Source organism: Phycisphaeraceae bacterium (genome assembly GCA_019636735.1).
Classification (GTDB): domain Bacteria; phylum Planctomycetota; class Phycisphaerae; order Phycisphaerales; family SM1A02; genus VGXK01.
In genome coordinates this window covers 127,558-151,717 of record JAHBWY010000003.1, presented here as the reverse complement: position 1 = coordinate 151,717, position 24,160 = coordinate 127,558, and the positions used below count along the sequence as shown (strand labels likewise).

Here is a 24,160-nt window from a genome sequence, read left to right as displayed (position 1 = left end):
CGCGAGGTCAGGGCGCGTTTGGCGCAGTCGCTGCCGGGGGCGTCGCTGGAGTCTCATTTGGCGCACGCGGTCCACTTGCGGGGCCGGGAGTTGGCGACGGCGATGGTGTCGCCGATCCCGCGGCGGGCGAATCTGGCGCAAGACCCCAGAGGGCCGTCGGCCCCGGCCTCGGCGCGGCGGGATCGCCCTTCGGCACGACATCAATCACCAGTGGACGATGATCGCTTGCATACCCGGGCGGATGAGGATCGCTGCGCCAATCCCACCCATCGGGAGGAGCGAGCGTGGCGAGCACGAAGAAGCTGCGTGGGACCATCGACTCTCGCATGGCGGGACTGAGCAGGATGTAGTCGATGACTCGGCCGCTCGAGTGGGTCAGGTAGGCCTCGCGCGGCAGGTTGCGATCATGTCGCTCCTCCCACGCGTTGAAGAGCCCTCCGAACTGAGGATCGAGGTAGATCTCGAGGCTCTTCTCCCGAGGTCCCGCGTTGAAGTCGCCCAGCACTGCAAGTCGGGCCTGTGGTTCCTCGGCCAGCCGCTCGCGCACGAGGCCGATGATGGCGAGCGCCTCCGCCTCCCGATGGAAGCGGAAGTTCCGCCCGCCCGCCTTGTGATGCACCACAAAGAACTCGAGCACTCCGCCATCGGCGATCTGCACCTGAGCAAAGAGAGGGCTGCGCTGGAACTTCTGCCCCTGGTCTTCCTCGGGATCGCTCCATCCCTCACCGACACGCTGCCCGAGCGTCGGCTGGAGATCGAGGTCGGGCCACACCTTGTGACGCACGATGGGAAAGCGGCTCAGAATGCTCTGCTCGATACCACGGAAGTAGCCGACATCTTCGGACGCCATGTGCTCGTAGCCCATCTCTGCGAGGTAGCGATCCCGGAACCATCGCAACGCATCGAGGCTCTCGACCTCCTGGAGACAGAGGATGTCCGCGTCGATGGCACGGATTGCTGCAGCGATCGCCTGACAGCGATCATCAGGGGTGGCCATCTTGATGTCGTCGAACTCGCCTGAAAGCGTCGGATCGTCGACATCGTCGAAGAGGTTCTCGACATTGAACGAGGCGATCCTGATGGTCCCCTCTCGACGCGGCAGCGGCTTCTCAATCCCGTAGCGCACGCCTGCGCCGCGCTTCTCCCCGGGCCCCGACTCACTTCTCGGAGCGCGCGGCGCATCAGACTGGCGCGGCGACGAAGAGCCTGCGCCGGGCGAGCCTCCCGCCGGGGGAGTTCCCGGCGCTGCGCCCTGGAGTGCCATCACCAGTGATGTGGTCGACAGAAGAGCAACGGCCCCGGCGAGGCGTGCGAGGGTCCAACGGCGTGGGAGCACGAGCATCGGCATGAGGTGAAGGGTACAGCGCCGGCTCCCCGCTGACGGCGATGCGGCGATCACGCTACTGTCTTCGGAGTGCCCGGAGCCGAGTCCAGCAGCCGACGCCGATTCGCCGCCTATCTCCGGCGCGTCCGCGAACGCCGCGCGAAGTCGGCGCCAGCCACGATCACGCGGGAGGGTTCGGAGCGCAGCCACCGCCGCGCCCGCTCAGCGTGGGCGCTTGTTCGAGCGTTTGTCGGGCTCCTTGCGCCGCATCGGACCGCCATCACTTTCGCGCTCGGCACCCTGACCTTTGCCACCATCGTCGGCCTCGTTCCACCCGCCGCCACGAAGTTCGCCGTCGACAATGTCTTCCTCGGCGATCCACTTCCGCCCGTGATTGCGGAGCGGCTGCCGAGCGCCATCGTCGATGATCGCTTCAATCTGCTGATCGCCCTGAGCGTGGGCGTGATCCTTCTCTCGGTCGCCAGGGCGCTCGTCCATCTGGCAGGGCGCTGGCAGGCGACTCGCGTGACGAAGCTCCTCCAGAGTGACATGCGCCGACGGGTCTTCCAGCACTCGGTTCACCTTCCGCTTGATCGGGTCTATGCGCTCAAGTCGGGCGGCGCCGCGAGCCTCATTCGCGAAGATGCCGGAGGCATCGCCGAACTGCTCTTCAGTCTCATCTACAACCCCTGGCGCGCCGTCATCCAGCTTCTCGGTGTGCTGACGATTCTCGCCTTCACCGATTGGCGCCTGCTGCTCGGCTCCCTCATTCTCTTTCCGATCGTCTGGCTGACCCACCGGACCTGGATCGGGAGGATTCGCCCGATCTTCCGCGACATTCGCGCGCAGCGCAGCGACATCGATGCACACGCTGCCGAGGTCTTCGCTGGAGTGCGCGTAGTCCGCGGCTTCGCGCGTGAGCGCAGCGAAACGCGCCGCTTCGCCACGGGAACGCACCTGATGGCTCGCCAGGAACTGCTCGCGTGGTGGTGGAGCCGAGGCATCGAACTCGCCTGGGAGCTGATGATCCCCATTGCGAGTGCGCTCCTCCTTCTCTACGGCGGCTGGCAGGTGCTCCAGGGTCGGCTGACTCCCGGCGACCTCGTCCTCTTTCTCACCTACCTCGTCATGCTTCTCGGGCCACTCGAGGCGCTGGCGACGAGCGCCACCTCGCTCCAGACGAATCTTGCAGGCTTCGATCGCGTGCTCGACCTCCTCGGCGAATCGCGCGAGCTGCCCGATCGGCCCGGAGCGCGAGTGCCCGATTCGGCGCGCATCCGAGGAATCATCGAGGTGCGCGATCTTCACTTCAAGTATCCCGGCGCCACCGAGGAAGTCCTGCGCGGCGTCTCATTCCGCGCCGAAGCCGGTGAGATGGTCGCCCTCGTCGGTGCGAGTGGCGCCGGCAAGACGACGCTCTGCAACCTGATCGCACGAATGTTCGACCCGACGGCCGGTGAGATCCTGCTTGACGGCACCGATCTCCGCGACTGGACGCTCTCGGGCTATCGCTCGCTGCTGGGGATCGTCGAACAGGATGTCTTCCTCTTCGATGGCACCATCGCGGAGAACATCGCCTTCGGTCGGCGCGATGCGACGGCCGCTGAGATTGCCGCCGCCGCCCGTTCTGCCGCGATCGCCGACTGGATCGAGTCCCTGCCCCAGCGCTACGAGACTCTCATCGGCGAGCGCGGGGTGCGCCTCTCGGGAGGTCAGCGGCAGCGGATCGCCGTGGCGAGAGCCATCCTCGCCGATCCACGACTGCTCATCCTCGATGAAGCGACCAGCAACCTCGACAGTGAGAGCGAGCGACGCATCCAGGAGGCGATCGCCTCGCTCGTGCGGCATCGCACCACCTTCGTCATCGCCCATCGATTGAGCACCATCCGTGAGGCCGATCGCATTCTCGTGCTCAAGGGTGGTCGCGTCGTCGAGGAGGGAACCCACGACGCACTGCTCGCGCGGGGCGGCATCTACAGAGACATGGTGGCCGCCCAGACGGCGCGCCCCGAGCGCGAGGCCTCCCCCGCCCCCAACGCCTTCGAGGCGACCGGCGCCGCGGTTCAGGATGCAGCGAGCGACGGCGGCACTTCGACGAGCGCCTGATCGGCGATGGCCACCACGCGATCGCCCACAGCGGCCTCCACGCGCACGCCACGGCTGAATCGCGTGAAGGCGGGCAGAATCGCTCGCTTCACACCGATGACGAAGCATGGGAGAAGGAGCCTGTCAACCCTGCCCTCGATGCGCACCATCGGGTGAAGATGACCGCCAAGCAGATAGCCTTCGTCGCGCGCTTCCGGCTCATGGAGACAGATGAACGGTCCCTCACGGACCTCCGAGGCGAGACGCGTGACCTCCCACGCTTCGGGAAGTTGTCGAACGGTCGCTTCGTGATTCCCAGGGACAAGTTCGACCAGGCCGGCGAAGGTGCGTCGCCACTCTGTCACCCGGTCGATGACCTCCGCAGTCAGGCCGCTCCGATGATGAACGAGGTCGCCCAGCACCAGCAAGCGCGCCGCATTGATCTCCTTCAGCAGGCGATGAAGCCGCTCGAGTGTCTCGTCAATCACACCGATCGGCACGGGAATGCCCAGTTCGAGCAGGGCCTCTTCCTTGCCGAGGTGCAGGTCCGCGACCACCAGCGTCCGCCGAGAGGGCCACCAGAGCGCTCGCTCGGCGCGGAGGTGAACCTCTTCACCGCCGAGACTCAGGACACACTGCGATGGAAGGGCCGATGTGACGCTCACGAGCGGGAGCGTAGGGCCGTCGAGCGCCGTCGGGGCGCTCGTGCCGTCGGGGCGCCCGCACCAGGTCCCGCCACGGCTTCGGAGAGGAGCGCCGCCAACCGATCACCGAGGGACTCAGTCGACAGCGAAGTCACGCCAGTGCGCTCGGCAATGAGCGGCCACGCGAGCGGTCCCGGCTGAATCATGCGAACGAGGATGCGCGGCTCCCGGCGAAGTCGCTCGAGGGTGCGGACCAGTCGATCCTCCTCGAACTGCCTCTCAAGCACCTCTCGTTCGGCCTGCTTCAGCAGCGGACTGGTCGGTTCGAACTCGCGGAAGACCTGGTAGAGCAGCGACGCGCCTGCATGAAGCTGCCTCGCCCCGCGATCACCGGCAATGTCCCGCTCCTGCACCAATCCAGCCACCCGCGCGATCTCACGGAATTGGCGCAGCGAGAGATCACCCGCGAGCACCGCTTCGCGGAGATCGTCCACGAGACCGTCGGTCGACCAGAGCGACGCATCATCGACGAGGCGCTGCGCCAAGTCGTCGGTCGAACGCGTGAGCAACTCGAATCCGAAGTCGTTGATCATGATGGTGAAGGTCGCCGGCACCCGCCGTCCGAGCCGGAGCGCGAGGAGTGCGGCGAGTCCTTCATGCACCAGGCGTCCCTCGATGGGATAGACAAAGAGATGCGACCCCTCATCGGTGACGCATGCCTCAATCAGCGTCTCTCCGGGGCGAGGCAACCGGCTCCGCCGCGCTTGCGCTTCGAGCACCGGCCGGGCGGCCTCAACCTCCGGCGGCCCGGGCTCACCCGTGGCGATCCGGTCGAGCATGCGCCTGAGCGACGCTGAGAGCGCCGAAGAGAGCGGGAATCGACTCCCCGCCCATCGGGGGGTGAGCGTCGCTGACTTCCGCTGCGGGCGCACCTGGGCCGTCATCTCGTGAACGCGAATGAACTCAAGGGCACGACCGGCGAAGATGAAGCCATCACCAGGCCTGAGTCGGGCGACGAAGTCCTCTTCGATCGTCCCCAGCTTCCTGCCACCTCGCAGCGCCACCGTCATCACGGGCTCGCTCGAAATGGTGCCGACATTGAGGCGATGGGTCCGCGCCGTTCGCGCGTCACGCACCAAGTGCACTCCATCCGGCTCGCGGCGAACCCGCCGATATCGCTCGTACGCACGAAGGGTGCGCCCACCGTCGGTCACCACCCCGACCGCCCAGTCGAACTCCTCGCGCGACAGCGTGCGGAAACTCCACGCGCGGCGCACCTCCTCGAAGAGCGCGTCGGGCATGAAACCTCCACCGGTGGCGACCGTGACCAGGTGCTGAATGAGACAGTCAAGCGGCAGCGACGAGGCGGGGCGTGCTTCAACTTCGCCACGGGCGATCGCCTCGCGCGCGGCAGCGATCTCAAGAAGTTCGAGCGCATGAGTGGGCACGCAGAGCACTCGACACGCGGCGCCTGGGCGATGAGAGCTCCGGCCCGCCCGCTGAAGAAGGCGCGCGACCCCCTTGGGTGAGCCGATCTGGACGACGCGCTCGACCGGCGCGAAGTCGACGCCGAGATCGAGGCTGCTCGTTGCCACCACGATTCCCAGGCTTCCATCCTTGATGCCCGCCTCCACGCGACGCCTCACATCGAGGGCGATTGAGCCGTGATGCAGCCCCATCCGGCCGTGCCACTGCGGCCGGATCCGCATGATTTCCATGAACCAGCGCTCCGCCTGCGAGCGCGTGTTGGTGAAGATCAGCGTGCTCTGGTCGGGATCGAGCTGGCGGCAGAGCGGTTCGACCATCGCCAGCCCCATGTGACCGGTCCATGGCATGGCTTCGATCGATTCGGGGAGGAGCGACTCGACCACGACCTCGCGCGTCGGTCCGCCCTCGATGATCAGCGGCTCCCGCTCCGTGCCGACAAGATGCTGTGCGGCGTCCTTCGGCCGTGCGACGGTCGCCGACAGCCCCAAGATGACCAGCTCCGGTCGCCATCGCGACAGGCGCGCAAGCGCGAGTTCGGTCTGGACCCCTCGCTTCGTGGGCATGAGTTCATGCCACTCATCGACAATGACTGCTTCCAACCGAGCAAAGAGCTCCGCGGCGCCCTCTCGGCAGAGGAGCAGCGAGAGGCTCTCGGGTGTCGTGATGAGCACCTCGGGCAGTCGCTCGCGCTGCGCCGCTCGCTCGCGCGCCGAAGTGTCGCCGGTGCGCGAGCCGACCGTGAACGGCAGGTCCATTGCCTCAATCGGCGCCCTTAGCGCAAGCTCCGTGTCGCGCGCCACCGCGCGCAGCGGTGTCACGAAGAGAATCCTGACGCCTCGTTCAGACTTGGGCAGCGTGCGTCGACGATCACTCGCACCCTCGGGGCCGAGGCTGTCGATCAAGCGCGAGAGAGGACCGAGATAGGCCGCGTGCGTCTTGCCTGCGCCGGTCGGAACATGCACCAGGCCGCTGCGACCGTCTCGTGAGGCCCTCCACGCCTGGCGCTGGAACTCCCATGGCGTCCAGCCGAGCGCGTCGAACCAGCGATCAATGCACGCCAGGCCGGGTGACACGGCACTCTCTCCCTTGGATGCCCGACGCCGGTTCATGTCCGCTGCGGCTCACCCTGCCGGAATCGGCGCTCGGCCCTTGCATAGACGATGCTCGTTCCCACCATCAGGAGCCCGACCACCAGCAGCGCGCCCACACGAGCGAGCGTGGCCGCATGCTGCATGTCAATCAGCAGCACCTTGCATGCGGTCACGGCGAGAAGCAGCAGCGCCGCCCAACGCAGCGCCACCAGCCGCCACGAGAAGCCGACGATGACCGTCACCACCGCAAGGCTCGCCCAGAAGGCGCTGATCGACGCCTGCCGCAAGGTGGCCACGCTCTCGAGGTCAGGCGCAAAGTGCGGCACAAGCCGAGCGAGATCCCATGAACCTGCCACCAGAACGACCGCCATGAAGGCCAGCGCCATGACCGCATCGCGTCGACGCCAGAGCGCTACGCCGAGCGCGGCGAGCACGAGCGCCGCCGTGGCATTCATGGAGTTGGCCATGGGCACATCTCCGATCACGGCACCGCGCGGGGCCATCACGAGACCGCTCCAGAGCCACGCCACCGCGGCCCAGAGCGCCGCACCGCGCGACAGGTGCGATGAGAAGCCGGGCCGCAGCACCACCTGACCCGCACAGGCGGCGAGCCCCGCGAGTGCGGCGACTACTGCCAATTCCATCGCCGAATCCATCCCACTCCTGCCTCGCATCGGCACCAACGATTCGATGAGCGCCATGCTCAGCAACGGAACAAGCACGAGAATGAGCGGCCGCGCGCTCCAACGATCGGCTCCAGAGGCGACGACACCCAGCGCGAGAAGGAGCGCGAGCGACCGAAGCGACGAGGAACCCGACGCGTCCAGAACCGCCGCAATCGCCACCATGACGACGGCTCCGACCACGAGCATCGCCCCTGCTTCCGCCACTCGTCGCGCACCGCGATCGCCGTGGAGGCGAGCGATGATCATGCACACCGCGGGCAGCATGACCGCCACGACGAGGCCCGAGCCACCGCCATCGATGGCGAGGGCGAAAGCGCCCCAGGCGAGAAATGCCGCGAGCGCCGGGATGGCCCGAAGCGCTGGGTTGCTCACGCCCCGAAGCGCCGTAAACGCCACCATGGCCGCCACCGTCACGACACACGGAACCCACCACTTGGGCGCGAGGATGATCGAAGCATTGCGAAACCCCGGGAGTGACCACTCGACGAACAGCGTGCCGAAGCCCAAGTACCGGCTGGCCACAGCGAGCCACGAGGCGACCGCAGCGGCGGGAAGGAGCGCAAGCGCACCGAGGACGACGAGCACCCTCGAGCCCGTCCGAGCCGCAATGATCACCGTGGCCGCGCCCATGATCGCCCACGCGAAGCTCGCGGCTTCCGCCGACATGAGAAGCGCCAACGCCACACCGACAAGCGCCACTCCGAGAATCCTGAGAAGCGACGACAGCGCTGCCGTCGGTGCCTGCGCCGGTCGCACGCTCATCGCGCTGAGCTGAGCCGCCGTGGCCAGCGTCAGGACCGCCTGCCCCAGGGGCAGCCATGCCCACAGATCGCGCCACCCCGACCACGCCCCTGCGAAGAAGAAGGACGCCCCGACGGCGAAGAGGGTGGCGACCGTGATGACGACGCCGTCACTGCTGATCGAGTCCATCGCGCGACCGACGCGCGTCGCCTCTCCCCGTGTCGCGTCCGCTTCGTCGCGAGGATGAGCGTCCGCAAGCTCCCCGGTGTCGATCTGCCTCCGCTCTTCGGTCACGGTTGCAGCCACCGTCGCTGCAAGGAAGAGCCCCCATGAGAGCACCACAAAGAGCTCCGCTGTGAGGGATGGTGTCCACCCTCGCCACAGCAGGAGGACGGAGAGTGTTCCGTGCAGGACAAGGGTCAACGCCCGAAGCGCCCGGCCACCCGGACCTGCATGGGCGAGGACAAGGGACATCGCCAGCACGGCCACCAGATACGCCGGCGCCGTGACCGTGTGCTCCATCCGGAGAATGCCCGCCGCCAGCGGAACGAGATAGGCGCCGAGGATGCTGACGACACCGACCGATTGCAATCCTGATCGCCGCGAGACGATCACTCCGAGGGCGCAGGCGAGCAGGGCATTGAGCGCCGCCCCGCCGGGTCCATAGACCTTCATGACATTGGGCTGTGTCCCCGCGGCGACAATGACGAAGAGCGACCCGACGCCAGCCGCGAAGAGACCGGCCGCAGCCGCGCGCCCCCAGCGATGACGAGCAAACTCACCGAGCCCGATCAGCAGCAGCGCCCCCGCTGTCGCCGCGGAGAAACGCCCGAGGCCACCCAGGCGCTGGAGCCAGCCCTGGTCATAGGCGTACTTCACGAAGACGCCCGCCGCGAGCATGACCAGCAGCGCGCCGATCCACGCGGCCAGTCGACCGCCGACCAGCTGTTCGGAAAGCTCGGGCCCACCGCGTGCTCGACGCGCCTCGACGGCGGGGTCCTGTCGAACGCCGAGCTGCGCTGCCACGAGCGGTATTGCCGACGCAAGTGGCGGCGCGTGGCCCGACTGTGATGGCGCAACCGACGCAAGTGGCGGCGCGTGGCCCGACTGCGATGGCGCAACCGAAGCAAGCGGCGGCGCGTGGCCCGACTGCGATGGCGCAACCGAAGCAAGCGGCGGCGCGACGGCCGCAAGAGGAGGCTGCGCGGGCGCGCTTGGCGGCTCGTGCTCAGCCAGCAAAGGCGCGGGCCCAGTGAGCGGCGGCGGCGGTGGTGGCGGTGCATGATGGTCCCCGCGAGCGTCACCGAGGCGCTGCTCCAACCGCTCGAGTCGTGCCTCGAGCTTCCGGAGCGCCTCCTCGATGGAGCGTTCATCCATGCCCTGAGAGCATGCCAGAGGCCGGGTCCTGCTGCAAACTCCCGCTCACTCGGCCGCGCCATTCGCGGCGCCCTGAGCGATGAAGCTTGAAGCTGTGCCACTGAATCGCCGTGACGAGGAGCAGGCCCACAGGATGGAGCACCACCCCGACCAATGACTGCCGGAATCGCCTCGCCAGAAGCAGCCGACTTCCAAGGGCTAATCCGATCGCCGTCAGGGCCAGCGCCATCTCGGGCGCCTGCCAGTGGCCCGTGACCAGCGCCACGATCAGCCAGATCCATGGAAGGACATGACCGAGCAGATGCAGAAGCGTGAAGACGCAGAGCACGGTGAAGGAGCCAAGCCCCTCATAGGCGTTCTTGGCGAAGCCGCGCCAACAGGTCGACGCATCGCGGTACATGCGGCAGGACACAAGCGATGTGCCATCAAAGAGATCACTGCGCCCACCGGCGGCCCGCACCGAGCGCGGAAGGCGAATGCCATCGTGCATCGAAGCGCGGAACGCGGCATGACCGCCGGATCGGCTCCACCACTCGCGCCGAACAAGGAGAAACTGCCCGCACCCGGCGCTCGCGCTCGGCGATGGATTCGAGCGCATGAATGGAAATGGCAGGTAGCTGAGGAGAATGAAATGAATGAACGGCACGACGAGTCGCTCAACGAGCGAGCCCGTGATCTGGCGCGGAAAGGTCGAGACAAGGTCGGCGCGGAGCCGCGAGGCTTCTGAGAGGGCGACCGCCACGGCGTCGGGCTCGAATCGCACATCAGCGTCAGTGAAGAGCAGCCACGATCCACGCGCCGCTTCGCCCATCCGCTGGCAGCCATGCTGCTTGCCATTCCAGCCCGCGGGCAAGGGAACGGTGTTGACCAGGCGCACACGCGCGTCTTCGGCGGCGAGACGAGCCGCGATCTCTCCTGTTCCATCAGTCGAGCCATCGTCGTAGATGAGCAACTCGACTGAAGCGCCGCGTTGAGCAAGCAGCCCTCGAACGCACGCCTCGATATTCTCGGCCTCGTTCCTCGCTGGAATGCAGATCGAGACCAGCGGCTCATGCGGGTCGACATCGCCAGCCGATTGCGGCTCAGCCGCTGGCGGCACCGCGCGGGGGCCGACCGCTGGAAAGACAGAGAGATTGATGACCACCATCACGGCGCTGAACGCCGTGATGGCGACCGCAATGATCAGCAGAATGAGCCACACGGTCACGACGATCCCCCCCGCCTTTCATGCGAGTCAATCTCACTCCCTCGTCCGGTGAGCCGAAGCCAGAGGGCGTATGGCCCCCGAGGTCGCTCTCCATCGATGAGCGTCTCGAAGGGTCTCGCCGATCTCGCCATCGTCAGTGAGGCGAGCGCGGCACCATTGTCGGCCATCGTCTGACTCATCGACTCAAGCCACTTTCGCGGTGAGGACTCCCCCGGATTCGGTACGCGGCGAGCCCGCAGAAGCACCTCGGGCTTCTTGGAACTCCAGAAGGGATACTCGACGGCGACCGCCAGGACGGCCACTCGCGGCCGTCGCGCTGCAACCAACGCTGCTCCCGGCCTCAGTTCGATCGGCTGGCGCGGATCGGTGAAGTGTCCCTGCGGAGTGATCATCAGGACGGCCTGCGCTTCCTTCGACCAGATGCGCTCACTCTCCGCCATCAGCAGGCGCACGCTGTGCGGATTGTCGGGATCAAGCCCGAAAACTCCGATCCGTGTGAAGATTCGGAAGCGACGAAGTTCGCGCGCATCCATCGGCGCCATCGGCACGCGCGGACGAAGGAAGAGCCCCCACAGGAACGTGAGGACCATCGGATCCCACCACGATGGATGGTTGATGAGGACGATCACCGGCCCGTGGTGCCCCCGCAGCGACTCGAACTCCGCACGCGACGACGCTTCCAGCCGGACCGCCGCAAAGGCCTTTCGCAGCATGCGCTGAGCGAGCCAGACGAAGACCGCCCCGACGCGCGGCTCGAACCGTCCGCGGATCAGTTCGCCGGAATGCTCGTCCATGACTCGGACGATACCGCATGGGCGCTCTCTGCGGCCTGAACGGCGGCGTGGCCCGAAGGCTTCACTCGATCACCACAGCCGAAGTCTTCGCAGAGCGCGTTGGCCGCGGTGACTCCGCTCATCAGGACCATCGGAACACCAGGCCCCGGATTCGCGCTGCCGCCGCAGAGGTAGAGGCCGCGCCAGACTCGGCTTCGATTCGATGGCTTGAAGCCGCCGTGCAGGCGACCGTGCGACGCGAGCCCGTAGATCGCACCGCCCTCGGCGTTGTAGAGGCGCTCGATCGACGCCGGGGTCAGCGAACGCTCAACCGTGATGAACCGCTCGATGTCCTCCATGCCATGGCGCTTCAGCTTGTCGATGATGATCGGTCGATAGCCCTCGAGCATGCCACCGGGCCCCTCCCACTGCTGACCGCGCCGAAGGAACGGCGTGTGGATCAGGATGTAGAGCGCTTCGCAGCCCTCGGGAGCTTGCGCGGGGTCACTTCGACTCGGAGCACAGACATAGAGCGAAGGATCCCGCGCGGGGATGCCTCGGGAGTAGATGTCATCGAACTCCTGATGACTGTCCTTGCTGAAGATGAAGTTGTGGTGCAGCAGGTGGTCGTAGCGACGCGACAAGCCGAGGTAGAGAACCACGCCGCTGCACGCGGGTGTGTAGCGGCGCGCGATGCGCTTCTGCTCCGCCGTTGAGCGGCTGTCTCCGACGAGATCTCGATAGGTCCTCTGGATGTCACAGTTGCTCACGACGGCATCGGCGAAGATTGTCCGACCACTCTCAAGCTGCACACCGCGAGCGCGGCTTCCCTCGGTCAACAGGCGCTCCACACCCACACCCGTGATGATCTCGACCGACTCCTCGCGGAGGATGCGTTCGAGCGACTTCGCGATCGCACGCGTGCCGCCCATGCTGTACCAGCAGCCATGATCAACCTGCGCCGAGGCGATGAGCGTGAGGATGGCGGGGGCGAGGAAGGGGCTGGAGCCGACATACTGGAGGAAGTGTTCGACCATCTGTCGGAGATGGGGCTCGCGCAGATAGCCGTGGACCGTGCCGGCCACGGTGCTGTGAAGACGCATGGCCATGACATCGCGCAGGACCTCGGGATCGCGCGGCGGAGGCCGTCGAATGAGGTCCAGCATGCCCCCCAGGTCCTTGTAGAAGAAGACCTTCTCGCTCAAGCGGTACATGCGTCGGCTGTACTCGATGAAGCGCCGATAGCGCTCACCTTCGCCTGCCGCATTGGTGACGCGCTCGATCTCGCTGGCCATGCGATCCAGATTCTCAAAGAGATCGAGCCGGACCCCATCGTCGTAGAAGCAACGCCACTGCGGATCGAGCCTGATGAGCTCGAGGTAGTCCTCCGGCCGCCGCCCGGTTCGCTCAATGATCCCTCTGATCACCTGCGGCATCGTGAGGATCGTCGGCCCCATGTCAAAGGTGAAGCCCTTCTCAGAGAGGACATTCATCTTGCCGCCGAGGTGCGCGTTTCGCTCCACGACCGTGACGCGAGCCCCCCTCGAGCGCAACTCGACGGCGGCGGCAAGTCCGGCAAGACCTCCTCCCACGACAACCACATGGGAACTCATGCGTCACTCCTTAGGTTCCTGCAAGCCATCGGGCCACTTTTCGCAGGAATCGCTCTCCCGATGCACCAGGCGGCTCAAGCGGGACCCGCACCCGCCTCGCCGAGGTGGAGAGAATGACCTCGCGCGTGAGTTCCTGCAAGCCCCCTTCACCGCGGGTCAGCGACCAGCCGCTCTCGCCGACTCCGCCGATGGACGCCGCCGGATGTCCGGTGGGAATGACCGCATCGTTGATGGTGATGATCCCGACCTTCATGTCCGCAATGCGCCGTGATCTCCGCCAAACTGTCGGAGATCCGGTGAAGAGGCTTGTCGCGAGTTTCTGGGTGCCTCGCGCATCAAGGGCCAGTGCCTCATCAACACTTGCCACCGGAGTCACGGCCATCACCGGCCCGAAGTGGCGACCCTCGAAGAGCCCGCCTTCTGTCGGGCAGTCAACGATCGCCATGGGCCTGAGCGAGCGCCCTTCGGGCCCCTCCGGGCACGCCACCCAGCCGGTGACACTCCGAGCCCCTTGCCCGATTGCCTCCTGCACCAGGGCATGGCAGCGCTGCGCCGACTCGGCGGAAATGAGCCTGCGCGGCCGTGCTCCGGCAGCGAGCGGTGCCAGGGCTGAGAGGAAGGCGCGATAGGCGCCTTCCTCCACGAGGACTCTCCGCGGCGCCATGCAGGTCTGGCCGCCGTTCATGGTCAGGGCATGCCAGATCGACCTGGCCGCGAGCGCAAGATCTGCGTCGGCCAGAACGATCGCCGAGTCGCGCCCCGAGAGTTCAAGCGCCGAGGGGGTGAGTAAGTGGGCGCAGCGCGCTGCGACGAGTCGCCCCACCTCGGTCGAGCCCGTGAAAACCACGAAGTCGAAGCGCTCGTCTTCGAGAAGTCGGCGCCCGGCTTCGCGCGTGGCCTCGACCGAGGTGATCCACTCAGGCGGAAAGTGCGCGTCGTCCGCCGCGGCCTTCGCGCACTCAAGCAGAAGTCCCTGTGTTCGCGGGGCGTACTCCGACGGTTTGACGACAACGCGGTTTCCCGCGGTGATGGCCTGCACAAGTTGGATGCCAAGGAGCTGAACCGGGTAGTTCCATGTGGCAATGATGGCCACTTGCCCACGCGGAACTCGGTGCTTCCAGTGTCGCTGCCCGAACTGCCACCACGCGCGGCCCGGCAGGCGTCGAGGTCGAAGGAGCGCGAGGCCCCGCCGCCGATGCCAGCGGCAGGAAGCCATCAAAGGCTCGATCTCCTCGGTGAAGGTCTCCCATGGCGACCGATCGAGTTCGTCCGAGACGGCGCTCGCGAACTCCGACTCGCGCGCGATGACTCGTCGCATGAAGCTGTCAATCCACGCTCGTCGACTCGCCTCCGAGAGCATGCACTCAACTTACACTGCTTCCCTGCCGCGTCGCATCCACCCGGAGGGCCCGGCCGAAACGATCCAGCGGAATGCGTCAATCCAGCCCCACTGCTCTCGGTCAACCACCATCGGCCCAGTCAATTGCGGTGGTCGGGGCCGGTCCGGGGGGAATCGCGGCCGCCATGCAGCTTGCCGCTGCGGGCGCCCGAGTGACCATCTACGAAGCTCAGCCCGTGGTCGGCGGCCGGAGCCGTCGGATTGAGTTGGGGCCATACGGCTTCGACTGCGGTCCGACCTTCTTCATGATGCCCTGGGTGCTCGAGGAGATCCTCGGCGCCTGCGGCACGACCATGAGCGATCTGGCGGAGCTCGTGCGTCTCGATCCCATGTACCGCTTGGTGCTGGGACGGCCCGGCGCGGCGCCGATCGAGCTCGACACGACGCAGGACATCGCGGCGATGCGCACGCGTATCGAGGCGATCAGCGCCTCCGATGGTCCTGCGTTCGATCGCTTCATTCGAGACAACCGTCGCAAGCTCGAGCGATTGACGCCCGTGCTGCGAAGCCCGGTGCGCTCGCTCGCGGACCTCATGTCGTTCGACGGCCTGCGCGCCGGGTCGTCATTGCGACCGTGGCGAAGCGTGGCGCAGGAGCTCGAACGGCGCTTCACTCATCCGCAGGTTCGCCTCGCACTTTCGTTCCAGACCAAGTACCTGGGCATGAGTCCTTACGAGTGTCCCGAGCTCTTCACGATCCTGCCGTTCATCGAGTACGAGTACGGGGTCTGGCATCCGAAGGGCGGATGCAATGCGCTCTTCAGTGCCATGGCGGAGCACTGCCGCTCGATGGGGGTGGCCATCGAAACGGCGTCGCCGGTCGAGCGGATCCTCTTCGAAGGCCGCCGAGCCGTCGGCGTGGTGGTGCACGGCGAGGCGCGGCGTCACGATCATGTGGTTGTGAATGCCGATGCCGCGTGGGCGCTCAAGAATCTGGTCCCCGAGGCGCTGCGAACGGCTCCGGAAGCAGGCCGCCGCCGCGCCGAGCGATGGCTTGGTCCGCTCGCGGGCCCGCTCGGGCTGGCCCATCCCGCCGGAATTGAAGGTGACGCCGAGATCGACGCGCGGCCCGCGTCCTGCTCGACCTTCATGCTCTACCTCGGTCTGCACGGTGAGGTGGATCTGCCCCACCACACCATCTTCACGAGCCCGAGCTACGAGGAGAATCTCGCTGACATCTCGAAGCGAGGCGTGCTGAGCGATGACCCCTCGATGTACTGCTGCAACCCATCGAGAAGTGACCCGACTCTCGCGCCGCCGGGAGACGCGGCGCTCTATGTGCTCGTGCCCGTACCGAACGCGGCACCGGGGCACTGCAAGATCAACTGGACCGCCGAGGCGCCCCGCTTCCGAGAGCGCGTGCTCGATCAGCTTGACCGGGTCTTCGGCCTGCGCGGAGTGAGGGGTCGAATTCGACAGGAGCGCATGGCCACGCCACTCGACTGGCAGTCTGAGCGCATCAATCATGGTGCGACCTTCAATCTCGCCCATGGCTTCAGCCAGATGCTGCACCGACGGCCGCAGCACAAGCTCCCCACCTTCGAGGGGCTCTGGCTCGTCGGCGGCGGTACGCACCCTGGAAGCGGACTGCCGGTCATCTTCCTGTCGAGCACCACCACGACCCGTCTGCTCTGCGAGGAGGCGGGGCTTCGACACCCGATGGATGAAGGCGCACCGTCGGTGCGTTACGCTCGGCCGCGTGACGCACACCTACGGAAGCTATCTGCGGATTCCGGAGCTCCTGTCGCTTCAGTCCCCGGTGTCGACGCCGGTTGAACACGACGAGACGCTCTTCATCATCATCCATCAGGTCTATGAGCTCTGGTTCAAACAGCAGCTTCACGAGGCCGACCGGCTCGCCAAGCTGCTGACGGCCGGCGACCTGCCGCGCGCCAGTCGCACCCTTCGCCGGATGCTCACCATCCTGAAGACGATGGTGGCACAGATTGATGTGCTCGAAACAATGTCGCCGGTCGACTTCCTCTCCTTCCGGAGCTTCCTCTCGAGCGCGAGCGGCTTCCAGAGCTGGCAGTTTCGCGCCTTCGAGTTTGCATTCGGCCAGAAGAACCCGAAGGCCCTCGATCGCTATCCAGAGGGCAGCGAGGAGCGGGCCGCTCTCGCGCAGCGCCTCGCGGCGCCGACCATCTGGGACGCCTTCCTTCGCTTTCTCGCGAAGGCTGGACATGCGGTGCCGGCGGACGCACTCACGCGCGATGTGACGCTTCCGCCGATTGAGAGCAGCGCCATTCAGGAGGTGCTGATCGGCCTCTACCGCGCCCAGCGCCCCGAGACGACACTCTGTGAACTGCTCGTCGACTTCGACGAGGGCGTGCAGGAGTGGCGATATCGCCATGTGAAGATGGTCGAGCGGACCATCGGCTTCAAGATGGGAACGGGCGGATCCGCCGGCGCGGAGTACCTTCGAAGCACGCTCTTCCGTCCCTTCTTTCCCGATCTCTGGGCGATTCGCTCTCGCCTCTGAACCCGCGTTATCGCACCGTCTTTGACGGCATGGACCGCGCTCTCGGCTCAGGGCGGCCCCTGAACGCGACCAGGACTTCTCACAGAACCCGCCGTTTCGCATGGTTGAGGTGGCAGCCGTTCGTTCGGCGGACGCCACCTGTTCGAACCCTTCTCCCGAAGGACACCATGCCACGCTTCACGCTCAAGATCGCCCTCCCCTTTGCCGCGCTCATCGTCACAGGTGTCACCTCGAGCACCAGCGCCGATGTGCTCTTCACCGGTTCGGGCTGGAACCCGGAGGTCAGCTCCAACGCCTCGGGAACGGCGAGCTTCTCGGTGAGCGGCAGCTCGCTCATCGTGGTGCTGACGAATACGACCTCGAATCGGACCACCGCCCAGGGCAACGCGCTGACCGGTGTCGTCTTTGATGTCGTCAATGGCGGTCCGAATCTCGTGCTCAGCGGCATTGCATTGGCTCCCGGCAGCGAGATCTGGACGAGCAAGACCGCCTCGAACACGACCGGCGCTCTCGCGGGTTCATGGACCAGCGTGCTCGGCTCCCAGCCGCTTGCCGGATATGGCGCGGCGACCACCGGATTCGCCGGCGCGTTCCATGGCGGCTCGATCACCCTCGGCAACTCGAGCCCCAACTACGGCATCGTCGCGAACAACACCTTCGATGGCACCTCGGTGCCCTTCGGCGGCGCGCAGTTCCCGTTCATCCAGAACTCGCTCGTGCTCACCTTCAGCGGAGCCTCGGGCCTGAACGAAATGCAGATCGGCAATGTGCGTCTGCTTTTCGGCACCGATGGCACCGGGATGATCGACACTCAGACCATCCCTGCGCCTGGTGCGCTGGCGCTCCTCGCACTGGCGGCGGGCCTGACCGTCACGCGCCGGCGGCGATGAGATCCGCCCCCTCGGCGAGATGGCTTCGTGGGTGAACGGCGGCGCTTCAACGGCCGACGCCGCCGCCGCCTGACTGCACGGTCATGCGCCCCGTCGCACGATCCCAAATGACACTTGCCGCTCGAACGGGCGTGGCCGAACCGCGCTGAAGCACCGTGACCAATCGTCCGTCGCGGGCCCGCATCTGGGCGATCTGCGTCGCGAGGTCGTAGTCGAACTCCTCGCACTCGATGTTCGCATCGGGCGCCGTGATCATCACCTGCCCTCGACCGACGATGCGCCTCAGTTCCGCCGGCCCGCCGAGATCGATGTCGGCGCTCTTCGCAAGGGCACCCGTGGCTGCATCCGCAGGTTTGGCGCCGGTCGCCGAGCCAGGCGCTGCCCCCGGCTCGAAGCCCGGTCGAACGATCGTCGCCTCGAGGGTGCGACAGGAGAGCGTCATGTCGCTGCCCTGCGCGAGCCCCGCGTGCTTCATCTCAACCGAGTCACCCATGGTGATGATGAACTGCTGTGAGCCGGGACTCAGCGGCACCATCCGCATCGCAGAAGTCCACTTGAAGCGCGTCGTTCCGCGCAAGTCGACGCCGCCGCCGCCATCCGCCCTGGCGTTCGTGTCGTGGACGAGAAGCGAGCCTGGGCCGATGACATCAGCCCGACCAGTGAGCGTCTGGTACTCGACATGATCGCCGGTGACAACGAAGAGTCGCGGCGTGCCCTGTCGAGCGTCGGTCGCCCAGGTCTGGCTCTCGAGACGCGCATCGCCCTTGGCCACGAAGCGCTCGAGGCTTCGGGTTCCGGACTTCAGGAGGCCGTCGGATTCCTTCGCCTCGCCCTCTCCCGCAGGAGCCGGCTCGGCCCCTGAGGGCGCCGCATTCGCATCACGGCGGAAGTCAAGCTGCACGGTCCGCGCGTCGAGCGCCGAGTACTCGCGGGCGCTCCGCTCCGCTCGAACACGAACACTGCCATCGAGGTCGAGCGTGCCGCCGCCACCATGGGCGCGATCATTGAAGCGCATCGCCTCGGACCAGGACGCGTCGAGCATCGGACGCTCGGCGGGTACGGGCCGTGTCCTCGGCGAAACGGCTTCGTCGACCACGGGCTCGCGGAACTGCCGGAATCGGCCGGGGCCAACGGAGACGATCATTCCCTTGGCCTCGTCGATGTCGAGGTGCTGGAGGCCGTCGGCAACGACATTCCGCTGGACGATCATCACATCGGGGCCATCGAGGGTGACCCGCCGATCGCGGGCATTGCCATCGAGCCGCTTCGCAAACACCCGGGCGCCGTCTCGCAGAAGCACCTGCACTCCGCGCTCGATCGGTCCGGCGTCGCCGCCAGCGGATGCATCCAATGGCGGTCCGAGTTCCTCGAGCGTGCCCGCCAGCACGCGCGTCACTTCAACATCGCCCATGTCGCCTTCAAGCGCGAGACCGCCTCGGACTCCGCGCGGTGTGGCGGCGGAGTCGGCACCCTTCGGCTCGAAGAAGACCATCAGGTCGGGACTCCACATCGTCTGCGTGCTGTCGCGCGCCTCCACACGACCCCGCGCCTTCATCACCGTCGGGATCGGCCTGCCCTGTGAATCCTCGTCAAGTTCAAGGTCGATGAGTGTGGCCGCAAGCGAACCCTGATCGCCCAGGCGCGACGCCTTTGCGTTGCCGTCGGCCACGATGCGCTTGAGCACGGCGTCATCGCGCCCCGCTCGGCCCGGACCGAACTGGGCAAGCAGACTCCTTGAGCCCAGCGCGAAGTCAGCGTGATCGACCTTCACATCGCCCTGGAAGCGCGCGCTGCGGATGCGGGAGCCCTTCGACTCATCCTCAAGTTCGATGTCAAGCCTCTCCTGCCATGTGATCTCGACCTCGCGGGGAAGAACTCCCGGCGGCGATGCGGGCGCTCTCGGCGCCGCAGGCTTGTCACGATCACCGAGGCGCAGCCGCCCATCACCGGGAACCTGGCCCTCCCCGTTCCGCCGATCAAAGAGCATTCGCCCCGCAGTCATTTCCAGTTGCGGGCTTCTGACCTGGAGCGGCTGTCGCGTACTTCCCTCGAGATCGACGATCTCCGTCGCTCCCTGGTAGACGAGTCGATCGCACCGAACCGTCGCCCGTGCCGAGAGATCTTCGATCTCGACGAAGCCCATGCCGCCCCGTTCCAATGACTCGATGACGAGGAGCACATCCTCGGAATTCGTGAGCAACTCGCGCGACTCATCGGCGGGGATCATCACCAGACGGCCCTCGTAGCCGATCGTGATCGTCTCGCGCGACATCACCGGCTCCGCCTCGGCCGCGAGGGTCAGGAGCACCAGACGCCCGGGCCAGGGAACGCCCATCCATCCCGGGATCACCTCATCGTTCTCACTGGGCTCTTCGTGGTCGATGCACCACTCGATGCCGCCGAGTGCGCCGAGCGGAGCGCTCGATGCGAAGGCATCTCGAAGTCCACTGCTCTGGAGTGAGAAGAGGGCCGTCAGACGATCGCCGCGAACGAAGGTCTCCCGACCATTCACGACCCGATGGATGACGACACGATCTTGCAGCGTCAGGCGATAGGGCCGGCTCTCATCCGGAGTTTCGGAGGCGGACGATGGGCCGGGCACCGCCGCGATGGCCCGCTCCGACTCGAGCGCCGACAATGACGATGCTGGCGCGTCAGTCGGGGCCGTCGCCGGCGCACCAGCCGCTGGAGCGGCCGACACCACGGCGGGAACTTCCGCCGGTCCCGACGGCGTTGAGGCCGAGGGCGCTGCGATCGCGGGCGTTGTCGCGGTGGCCTCCGGCGCGTGCGCGCCTTCCGAAGTCCCCGGAGCCTTCTGCTCAAGGCGCGTGATCCGGATCGGCGTCACGGGGCGCTCGACCGAAAGTCGCTCCACCGTTCGCGCTGTGGGATCGAAGACCAGCGAGAGACCTTCACCCTTGAAGTGCACGGTGTTCCTTCGCAGGACACCCGCCTCAACCTGCTCCTCATCGGCCTCGACTTCGACCCACCCGTCGCAGCGGATCTCCCCAAGCACCTCATCAAACTGCGCCTCGTCGGTGCGGATGATCATCGCGGGCTCGCCGATCGGCAGGTCGGCGTTGCCATCAACGAAGCGAATCGGCGAACCATCGCGCGATCGATAGAGGCGGATCTCGACGCCACCCGTCAAGCGGCCGGCCTGAATGGCCGTTCTCGGCACCCGCGCTCGGCCGTGATCGGCTCGCATCGTGACGACGCGACCTTCGCGGGGGAACATGACCGCGAGCGGCTGCTCCATGCGCATCCATCGATCCGGCTCGGGATCGATGCGCTGCGCGCGATAGCGCTGCTGAAGCCGCCCCTGATCGTCGGCCACCTGAATCCAGGCACCGGCTTCGAGCGCGACGCGCTCCTGGCGCACCTGACCCGCGCCGCTGCGAATCTCCTCCTCGGTGATCGGCGTCGGTGTCACGACATCGACGACATCACTGATTCGTGAGCGGCGCTCGGCGCGCCCGGGCTTCTCCTGCCAGAGCAGCGAAAGAAGAAGCAGCGCCACGCCACCCACCACCGCCAGCGCCACGACCCATCCGGGCTTCGCGGCGATGAAGGAGATGCGGGGTTCAGATGCGGTCATCGCCAATCAGCCTCCGTGCGCGCCCGAGTCATGAAGGGCGAGCGCCTCCTGCCAACGACCCATCTCCCGAAGAAGATGCTCGATCGCATCGCGCACGGCGCCGTGGCCCCCGGCACGCCGGGTGATGTAACGAGCCACCTCCCTGACTTCCGCCGCAGCATCGGGCACCGACACAGGGTAGCCGCAGAGGCGCAGCAGGGGCAGATCCGGCAAGTCATCGCCAACCATCGCCGCTTGAGACGCATCAAGGTTGAGTTCCCCGAGAATGCGACGAAAGACCGAGACCTTGTCTGCCGCGCCACCCTCGACCAATCGGATGCCGAGTTCCTCGAGACGATGTCGCAGCGCCATGCCGCTGCGCCCGGTGATCACGGCGACTTCGAGACCGAGCTTCCGCCAGAGGCGCAAGCCAGCCCCGTCGTGCACATGGAAGCGCTTCGTCTCGTGCCCCTGGTCGTCGATTGAGATTCCGCCGTCGGTGAGCACCCCATCGACATCAAGGCAGAGGAGACGGATGCGCGACGCGTCGCTCATGGCGGGATCGTAGCGGTTCAGGCGGTATCCTCCCGGCCCCGTGCAGTCACCGATCGATCTTGGCCAGCCCGTCGTCCATTCGATGACCGCGATGCAGACCGCGGTCTCCGAAGATCAGACGATCGGAGAGGCGATCGAGTCGCTGCGGAGTCGCGTGATCACCGGGCAGGTGCTCTACATCTATGTAGTCGATGACGCCGACCGGCTCGTGGGCGTCCTGCCCATTCGGCGCCTGCTCTTCTCCTCGCCGACAGCGCGCGTCGGCGCGGTGATGGTGCACCAGTCGATCTCGATCCGCTACGACCGACCGATGCGGGAAGCGTTTGAGATCTTCTCCCACCAGCGGCTTCTCGCGCTGCCCGTGGTGGATGAGGAGCGTCGCCTGCTCGGCACGATCGATGTGCAAGTCTATAGCGAGAGCGCCGCAGACCTCGCCGAGCAGCGACAAGCTGAGGATCTCTTCCAGATGATCGGTGTGAGTGTGGAACAGGCGCGCATGGGAGGCGCTCTTCGGGGCTTTGCCCTTCGCATGCCGTGGCTCGCCTGCAACATTGTCGGCGGCCTGAGTTGCGCGGCGATCGCGAGCCTCTTCGAGGCGACCACAACCGAGGTGGTCGCCCTCGTCTTCTTCTTCCCGCTGGTGTTGACCCTCGGCGAAGCCATCGCGATTCAGGCCCACACGATCGCGATGCCGCTCGTCGATCAGAAGCCGATCATCTGGCGATCTGTGCTTCGTCGCCTTCGTATTGAGTTCGGCACGGCGGGTCTTCTCGGCATCGCCTGCGGCGTCGTCGCCGGTGGAGCGGCGCTGCTCTTCGGACCACCGAGCCAGCGCGTGCCGATGGCGATCATCCTCGCGAGCGGCGCCATCTTCGGCATGATCGCGTCGGCGCTGGCGGGCACGCTTGTCCCGCTCGTCCTGCGGATGGTGCGGCTCGACCCGAAACTGGCCGCCGGCCCCGTGGCGCTCGTTGTGGCCGATGTGGTGAACACGCTCGGTTACCTGGCGCTCGCCACGATGTTCCTTTCCTGGGATGTGATGCCGCGCCTCAGCTGAACGCCACCCGATCGGATCAGTTCGTCCCGAGCCAGCCGGGCAGGAGCAGCACGATCGCGTCATAGGCCGCATGCGATCCGACGGCGATGCCGAAGCCCCGGATCACAAAGAGCGTGCCCCACCAGAGTCCGGCAAGGAAGAGGATGATGGCGGTGCGCAGCGCGAGCCGGCCATCTTCGATCACCGGGTGATAGAAGGTGAAGCAGAGCGCCGAGATCGTGACCGCAAGGACCGTGGCCACGGCCGGGGTGCACTTGGGAATGCGCCTGAACACCGAGTGAAGAAGCGAGAGAAGCGCCAGCCTGAAGAGCAGTTCCTCGTAGAGACCTGCGCCGAGAGCCACGGCGATCTGCGCCGGCACTCCCAATGTTCGAGGGTCAGGGGCAGCCGCAAGAGGCAGTGACGCGACGATCCACCCGATCGTGACCAGCGGCAGCGCGGTGAGCAGCGACTCGATCGCCATGCCGCCGACGGTCGGCAGATGCACCGACCATGATCGGCGCGAGAGCGCGTGCCAAGTAAGCAGTACGACGATCAGCGCCGCCGCGGGCAGAGAGAGGGCTGGCAGCAGCAGCGCTTCCGCCCGGACACCACTCCATTCGAAGAGGCGCAGCAGCGTCAAGTGAGCGCGATTGGTCAGGACCGAGCCATCGCCATGGCGCAGCACACCCACCAGGCCGATCTCGAAGATGACGATGAGCGGTGCGAGGAACGCGAGGATCTCAAGCGGCTGCTTCGAGCGATCGAAGTAGGCCGTGGCTGTCGTCGCGACGATCGGACGCGCCATGGGCGCGCGACGAGGTGACGGCTCGGGAGTCGCGGAGCGCCCCCGAGGTCGGCGGCCCGGCTCAGGCGCGCGAGCCACCCTGCTTGAGGGTGTTGAGGCGCTTCGCAAGCCGGCTCTTGCGCCGGCTCGCGGTGTTGCGATGAAGCGTGCTGGTCGTGCCAACCCTGTCCAGGATGGCGACGGTCTTGCGGAACGCGCTCTCGGCGTCGTCCACATTGCGGTCGTGGACCGCCTTCAGGAACGCCTTGATCTGCTCCTTGACCTGGCGCTTACGCCAGTTGTTCAGGGCATTCCGCTTCGCGGACTGCCGGACTCGCTTCTTGGCCGATTCGGTGTTGGGCACGCAGGGTCCTCGCTGGTAGAACGGGGTATTGTGGCAGGAAGG

Annotated in this window: 17 protein-coding genes; 5 read left to right on the top strand and 12 right to left on the bottom strand. The window is 66.6% G+C overall.

All coding sequences use genetic code 11. The annotated features are described in order from the left end of the window. Window positions 1–7: 7 nt before the first annotated feature. Window positions 8–1,348 (bottom strand): endonuclease/exonuclease/phosphatase family protein, encoded by a 1,341-nt coding sequence (locus KF724_04710; GenBank protein ID MBX3354982.1) that lies wholly within the window; start codon window positions 1,346–1,348, stop codon window positions 8–10. Between the two features lie 66 nt (window positions 1,349–1,414). Here KF724_04710 and KF724_04705 point away from each other — a divergent pair, with 66 nt between their 5' ends. Next, on the top strand, window positions 1,415–3,430 hold the full coding sequence (locus tag KF724_04705; GenBank protein ID MBX3354981.1) for an ABC transporter ATP-binding protein: 2,016 nt from the start codon (window positions 1,415–1,417) through the stop codon (window positions 3,428–3,430). On the opposite strand, the gene pdeM is transcribed toward KF724_04705, so the two are convergent. The 7 genes from pdeM to KF724_04670 are packed head-to-tail and all read right to left on the bottom strand — an operon-like array spanning window position 3,388 to window position 14,347. Next, window positions 3,388–4,074: a ligase-associated DNA damage response endonuclease PdeM gene (pdeM, locus tag KF724_04700; protein ID MBX3354980.1), complete on the bottom strand. Its 687-nt coding sequence runs from the start codon at window positions 4,072–4,074 to the stop codon at window positions 3,388–3,390. The two genes, KF724_04705 and pdeM, sit on opposite strands and share 43 nt — an antisense overlap. Further along, entirely contained in the window at window positions 4,071–6,614 is a 2,544-nt protein-coding gene (locus tag KF724_04695) for a ligase-associated DNA damage response DEXH box helicase (protein ID MBX3354979.1), read from the bottom strand. The genes pdeM and KF724_04695 overlap by 4 nt, the downstream gene beginning before the upstream one ends. 32 nt (window positions 6,615–6,646) lie before the next feature. Then, window positions 6,647–9,436: a DUF2339 domain-containing protein gene (locus tag KF724_04690; GenBank protein ID MBX3354978.1), complete on the bottom strand. Its 2,790-nt coding sequence runs from the start codon at window positions 9,434–9,436 to the stop codon at window positions 6,647–6,649. Continuing rightward, window positions 9,429–10,643: a glycosyltransferase gene (locus tag KF724_04685; protein MBX3354977.1), complete on the bottom strand. Its 1,215-nt coding sequence runs from the start codon at window positions 10,641–10,643 to the stop codon at window positions 9,429–9,431. The genes KF724_04690 and KF724_04685 overlap by 8 nt, the downstream gene beginning before the upstream one ends. Continuing rightward, window positions 10,640–11,437 carry a lysophospholipid acyltransferase family protein gene (locus tag KF724_04680; protein MBX3354976.1) on the bottom strand — a complete coding sequence of 266 codons (798 nt, stop codon included), beginning with the start codon at window positions 11,435–11,437 and terminating at the stop codon, window positions 10,640–10,642. The genes KF724_04685 and KF724_04680 overlap by 4 nt, the downstream gene beginning before the upstream one ends. Continuing rightward, complete coding sequence (crtI, locus tag KF724_04675) at window positions 11,413–13,029, bottom strand: phytoene desaturase (GenBank protein MBX3354975.1); 1,617 nt, start codon at window positions 13,027–13,029, stop codon at window positions 11,413–11,415. The genes KF724_04680 and crtI overlap by 25 nt, the downstream gene beginning before the upstream one ends. Window positions 13,030–13,039: 10 nt before the next feature. After that, complete coding sequence (locus KF724_04670; GenBank protein ID MBX3354974.1) at window positions 13,040–14,347, bottom strand: aldehyde dehydrogenase family protein; 1,308 nt, start codon at window positions 14,345–14,347, stop codon at window positions 13,040–13,042. Window positions 14,348–14,460: 113 nt separating this feature from the next. Between KF724_04670 and KF724_04665 the strand changes: the two genes are divergently transcribed. From KF724_04665 to KF724_04655, 3 genes are all read left to right on the top strand, one after another. Beyond that, window positions 14,461–16,203 (top strand): FAD-dependent oxidoreductase, encoded by a 1,743-nt coding sequence (locus KF724_04665; protein ID MBX3354973.1) that lies wholly within the window; start codon window positions 14,461–14,463, stop codon window positions 16,201–16,203. Further along, window positions 16,127–16,909 (top strand): hypothetical protein, encoded by a 783-nt coding sequence (locus tag KF724_04660; protein MBX3354972.1) that lies wholly within the window; start codon window positions 16,127–16,129, stop codon window positions 16,907–16,909. Before KF724_04665 ends, KF724_04660 begins: the two co-directional genes overlap by 77 nt. Window positions 16,910–17,076: 167 nt before the next feature. Next, entirely contained in the window at window positions 17,077–17,799 is a 723-nt protein-coding gene (locus KF724_04655; GenBank protein ID MBX3354971.1) for a PEP-CTERM sorting domain-containing protein, read from the top strand. Between the two features lie 46 nt (window positions 17,800–17,845). On the opposite strand, the gene KF724_04650 is transcribed toward KF724_04655, so the two are convergent. Then, window positions 17,846–21,397, bottom strand: coding sequence for a hypothetical protein (locus tag KF724_04650; GenBank protein MBX3354970.1), 3,552 nt, complete (start codon window positions 21,395–21,397; stop codon window positions 17,846–17,848). Between the two features lie 6 nt (window positions 21,398–21,403). Beyond that, a complete protein-coding gene (locus tag KF724_04645; GenBank protein ID MBX3354969.1) occupies window positions 21,404–21,931 on the bottom strand; it encodes an HAD-IIIA family hydrolase in 528 nt (175 codons plus the stop codon). A 40-nt stretch (window positions 21,932–21,971) separates the two neighbouring features. Here KF724_04645 and KF724_04640 point away from each other — a divergent pair, with 40 nt between their 5' ends. Further along, the gene (locus tag KF724_04640) at window positions 21,972–22,988 is read left to right on the top strand and encodes a magnesium transporter (GenBank protein MBX3354968.1); all 1,017 of its coding nucleotides are present in this window, start codon (window positions 21,972–21,974) and stop codon (window positions 22,986–22,988) included. A 16-nt stretch (window positions 22,989–23,004) separates the two neighbouring features. Here the strand turns inward: KF724_04640 and KF724_04635 are convergent, their stop codons facing one another. Next, on the bottom strand, window positions 23,005–23,775 hold the full coding sequence (locus tag KF724_04635; GenBank protein MBX3354967.1) for a CPBP family intramembrane metalloprotease: 771 nt from the start codon (window positions 23,773–23,775) through the stop codon (window positions 23,005–23,007). Between the two features lie 61 nt (window positions 23,776–23,836). Next, complete coding sequence (rpsT, locus tag KF724_04630; protein ID MBX3354966.1) at window positions 23,837–24,118, bottom strand: 30S ribosomal protein S20; 282 nt, start codon at window positions 24,116–24,118, stop codon at window positions 23,837–23,839. Window positions 24,119–24,160: the final 42 nt, after the last annotated feature.

Coding starts and splice junctions, on each gene's coding strand:
- KF724_04710 (MBX3354982.1), bottom strand. CDS start 1,348: ATGCCGATGCTCGTGCTCCCACGCCGTTGGACCCTCGCACGCCTCGCC.
- KF724_04645 (MBX3354969.1), bottom strand. CDS start 21,931: ATGAGCGACGCGTCGCGCATCCGTCTCCTCTGCCTTGATGTCGATGGG.
- KF724_04655 (MBX3354971.1), top strand. CDS start 17,077: ATGCCACGCTTCACGCTCAAGATCGCCCTCCCCTTTGCCGCGCTCATC.
- KF724_04665 (MBX3354973.1), top strand. CDS start 14,461: ATGCGTCAATCCAGCCCCACTGCTCTCGGTCAACCACCATCGGCCCAG.
- KF724_04690 (MBX3354978.1), bottom strand. CDS start 9,436: ATGGATGAACGCTCCATCGAGGAGGCGCTCCGGAAGCTCGAGGCACGA.
- KF724_04635 (MBX3354967.1), bottom strand. CDS start 23,775: ATGGCGCGTCCGATCGTCGCGACGACAGCCACGGCCTACTTCGATCGC.
- crtI (MBX3354975.1), bottom strand. CDS start 13,029: ATGAGTTCCCATGTGGTTGTCGTGGGAGGAGGTCTTGCCGGACTTGCC.
- KF724_04670 (MBX3354974.1), bottom strand. CDS start 14,347: ATGCGACGAGTCATCGCGCGCGAGTCGGAGTTCGCGAGCGCCGTCTCG.
- KF724_04680 (MBX3354976.1), bottom strand. CDS start 11,437: ATGGACGAGCATTCCGGCGAACTGATCCGCGGACGGTTCGAGCCGCGC.
- KF724_04650 (MBX3354970.1), bottom strand. CDS start 21,397: ATGACCGCATCTGAACCCCGCATCTCCTTCATCGCCGCGAAGCCCGGA.